Below are 3,902 nucleotides of genomic sequence, written 5' to 3'. Positions count from 1 at the left end.
GTAAGCCAGTATACACTCCGCTAGCGCTACGTGACTGGTTCAGGGCTGCGCCCCGAAACCCGCCAAAAGCCTGACGCGCCTGCGGCTTGTCCAACCCCGCGCCGACCGGGAAAGGCTTTCCCGCCCGTCCCGGCGTTATCAGGAGACCGGTTTGTCAGAGAAACGGAACAAGATGCTCACCATGTGGGTGACGGAGGACGAGCACCGGCGGCTGCTCGAACGCTGTGACGGCAGGCAGCTGGCGGCGTGGATGCGGCAGACCTGTCTTGATGAAAAGCCTGCGCGTACCGGAAAGCTACCCTCGATCTCGCCGGCGCTGCTGCGCCAGCTTGCCGGCATGGGCAACAACCTGAACCAGATAGCCCGCCGCGTTAACGCCGGCGGCGGTACCGGCCATGACAGGGTGCAGATTGTGGCGGCGCTGATGGCAATCGATGCCGGCCTTGAGCAGCTGCGGCACGCCGTTCTTGAGAAAGGAACGGACGATGATCATTAAATTTCATCCGCGCGGTCGCGGCGGTGGCGCCGGGCCGGTGGACTATTTGCTGGGTAAAGACCGGCAGCGTGAAGGCGCCACCGTCCTGCAGGGCAAGCCGGAAGAAGTCCGGGAGCTGATTGATGTGTCGCCTTACGTGAAGAAATACACCTCCGGCGTACTGTCGTTTGCGGAGGCAGATCTGCCTCCCGGCCAGCGGGAAAAACTGATGGCCAGCTTCGAGCGTGTTCTGATGCCCGGCCTCGATAAAGATCAGTACAGCATTCTGTGGGTGGAGCACGCGGACAAGGGGCGTCTGGAGCTGAACTTTCTGATCCCCAATACCGAGCTGCTGACCGGCAGGCGGCTCCAGCCGTACTACGACCGCGCCGACCGGCCGCGCATCGATGCCTGGCAGACGGTGGTCAACGGCCGGCTGGGGCTGCACGACCCGAACGCGCCGGAAAACCGGCGGGCGCTGGTCACGCCGTCCGCGCTGCCGGAAGCGAAGCAGGAAGCTGCCCAGGCGATTACGCGCGGCCTGCTTGCCCTTGCCTCATCCGGGGAGCTGAAAACCCGTCAGGACGTCACTGAGGCGCTGGAAAGCGCAGGTTTTGAGGTGGTGCGCAGCACGAAAAGCAGCATCAGCATTGCCGACCCGGACGGGGGGCGAAACATCCGACTGAAGGGAGCCATCTATGAGCAGTCTTTTAACGCTGGCGAAGGACTTGGAGCAGAAATCGAAAGCGCAGCAGCAGAGTACCGGCGAGATGCTGAAAGCCGCATTCAGCGAGCACGAGCAGTCTGTCAGAGCGGAACTGAGCGCAAGCGCGAGGAGAATCAGCGACGCCATCAGCGCCCACGAACAGAGTATGAGCGAGGCGATGGAGAAAAACCGGCGGAGCGTGCTGCTGACAGCCGGGAGGGCATGGCTCACCATCCTGATGGTGTCAGCGCTGCTGATCGCCACGAGCGGGAGCATTCTGTGGTGGCAGGGGCAGCAGATAACCGACAATTACACACATCTTCGTCAGCAGGAAGATACCCTGGCGAAAATGACTGCCCGGACGTGGGGAGTGCGCTATCAGGAGAGCAGCGACGGCCGGAGGTTCCTTATCCTGCCGCCGGGGATGCAAGCCGAAGCCATCCCCTACGACGGGACGACCTGGATCCGCCTGAAACAGGAGTAGCGGAAAATGACAGAGCTGGAAAAGCAGTTGCTGACCGCATTAGAGCAGCTACATCAGGACTACTCGCAAAGGCTGGACGAATGGGAGAGCGCCTTCGCGGAATGGCAGAAGATGTCTGGGCTTATGCAACGGGAGAACGCGGTGCTGAACGAGCGCGTGTCGGACTTGAGCACGCAGGTGCTGAGTTTAAGCGAGCAGCTGCGCCGCTTGTCCGGGAACTGAATGCCACCGAGTTCCGGCAGGGGGAGAATGAGTATCAGAAAACACTGGAGCTGGAGCGCCAGCCGCAGAAAACCTACAAAGGACCGACGCTGGGCTGACGGATGCCGGCCCGTGATAAACCCCAAGAAGGGGTCGTTTGCGGGAGAGGGCGAAATCCTACGCTAAGGCTTTGGCCAACGATATTCTCCGGTAAGATTGATGTGTTCCCAGGGGATAGGAGAAGTCGCTTGATATCTAGTATGACGTCTGTCGCACCTGCTTGATCGCGGCCGCGATAGCTAGATCGCGTTGCTCCTCTTCTCCATCCGCGTTCCAAGCTGCGGAAAGGCACCCATAAGCGTACGCCTGGTCGAGCAGGCGACGCGGATCGACGTCCAGCGCACGAGAGAATGCGTCCGCCATCTGTGCAATGCGTCTAGGATCGAGACAAAGGTCGTCTCTGTCAGCCGGATCGTAGAACATATTGGCGGCGCCAAAGCCCACTTCACCGACCAGACCGACGGGATCTATCACCAGCCAGCCGCGACTGGAGAACATGATGTTTTCATGATGCAGATCGCCATGTAGCCCACGCAGTTCCGAGGCATTGCTCATCATTTGATCGGCTATAATCGCCGCGTGGACGTAGTCAGTTTGACAACCTGCGTTTTGATCATCGCGCGCCCGCTGAAACAAAGCTGCAAAGCGATCCCGGATCGGGAGAAGGGCAGAAGGCAGGGGTTCCTCAGATGCGGCATACAGCTTCGCCATTAGTTCCGCTGCAATTTCGGTCGCCTGGTAGTCGCCGTGCTCGGCAACGATGTGAGAGAGCATTCGCTCCCCGGCATATTCGAGCAACATCAGATTGTTCTCACGACCGAGCAACCGGACTGCTCCCCTCCCATTGCGCCATACCAGATAGTCGGCCCCGCGCAGTTCATCAGCAATGTCTTCTATAGGTTTCAATCCCTTGACGATTGCAGGAGTCCCGTCTGGCAATGAAACTTTCCAAACGAGGCTGGAAAAGGTGTCCGCAATGAGAACAGGTTGCGAAACGTGCCAATGAGCAGGAAAAACAGGCGGCATGAACATCAACCCCAAGTCAGAGGGTCCAATCGCAGATAGAAGGCAAGGCGTTCGCGGTCGGGGGCTTCGATCCCCAATACATTGAATAGGACAGCGAAGGCGCGCTCTGCTTCATCTGGCGCTGCCCAGTTCTCTTCGGCGTTAGCAATCATGAGTGCCAAATCGGCATAGCGATCTGCTGTTCCGAGCCGCCCAAGGTCGATCAGACCCGTGCATTGAAGAGTTTTAGGGTCCACCATGAAGTTCGGCATGCAGGGATCACCATGGCAAACAACCATATCGGTGCGCTCTTGGTCGAGCCGCACCGGTAGCTCTCGTTCGACACGAGCCAAAAGATCGAGCTGCGGCGTACTCTTGTCCTCGTCCGGTAAGAAGTCGGGATTGACGGCATTGCGGGACACCACATCAACGGCGCGTCCGAACATTCGCGACAGCCTGCGCTCAAACGGACATTGATCAACCGATAGGCTGTGAACAGCGCCAAGTTGCTGCCCCATTGACGGCCACGCTTTGAGCAAATCCGCTCCAGACAGATCAGCCGCCGGTACTCCCGGAATTGCCGTTATCACCAAGCATGCACCCTCCTGTTCCTCCTGCCAGTTGATCACCTCGGGGCAAGCCACACCTCGACCTTTGAGCCAAATGAGGCGGTCACGCTCTCCAGCGAGCTCACCGCGGCGGGAAGCAGGTGCGATTTTCGCGAAGGCATGCCCGTCACCACGTCGAAAAACAAAATCACCAGATTCTCCGCCTCTGACAGGCAACCAGTCAGAATGCGATTCACCAAAAAAAATATTAGTTCGATTCAATGGAGGTTCCTTCAGTTTTCTGATGAAGCGCGGAGGTGGCTCAACCTGCGAAAAGAAACGAGTTGCTACGTAAGTCCGAGAACATGCTTTCCATGGTCTCTGAGCTCGCCTTTGGGACCGACATATCGGTAGAGAGTGACG

General features: G+C 58.8%; 4 protein-coding genes. 2 read left to right on the top strand and 2 right to left on the bottom strand.

Going from position 1 to position 3,902, the window contains the following annotated elements; translation table 11 throughout:
* Positions 1-151: 151 nt before the first annotated feature.
* Positions 152-496, top strand: a complete 345-nt coding sequence (locus ACWGKI_RS20640; protein ID WP_044704870.1) for a MobC family plasmid mobilization relaxosome protein — start codon at positions 152-154, stop codon at positions 494-496.
* Positions 486-1,985, top strand: a complete 1,500-nt coding sequence (mbeA, locus tag ACWGKI_RS20635; protein WP_046695791.1) for a plasmid mobilization relaxase MbeA — start codon at positions 486-488, stop codon at positions 1,983-1,985. The genes ACWGKI_RS20640 and mbeA overlap by 11 nt, the downstream gene beginning before the upstream one ends.
* Positions 1,986-2,121: 136 nt before the next feature.
* On the opposite strand, the gene ACWGKI_RS20630 is transcribed toward mbeA, so the two are convergent.
* Positions 2,122-2,958: an aminoglycoside O-phosphotransferase APH(6)-Id gene (locus tag ACWGKI_RS20630; RefSeq protein ID WP_000480968.1), complete on the bottom strand. Its 837-nt coding sequence runs from the start codon at positions 2,956-2,958 to the stop codon at positions 2,122-2,124.
* Positions 2,958-3,761, bottom strand: a complete 804-nt coding sequence (aph(3'')-Ib, locus tag ACWGKI_RS20625) for an aminoglycoside O-phosphotransferase APH(3'')-Ib (protein ID WP_001082319.1) — start codon at positions 3,759-3,761, stop codon at positions 2,958-2,960. Before aph(3'')-Ib ends, ACWGKI_RS20630 begins: the two co-directional genes overlap by 1 nt.
* Between the last annotated feature and the right edge of the window lie 141 nt (positions 3,762-3,902).

It is taken from the genome of Isoptericola sp. NPDC055881 (assembly GCF_053615895.1).
Note: the sequence above shows the minus strand (reverse complement) of the source record. Positions and strands in the feature narration are given on the sequence as shown.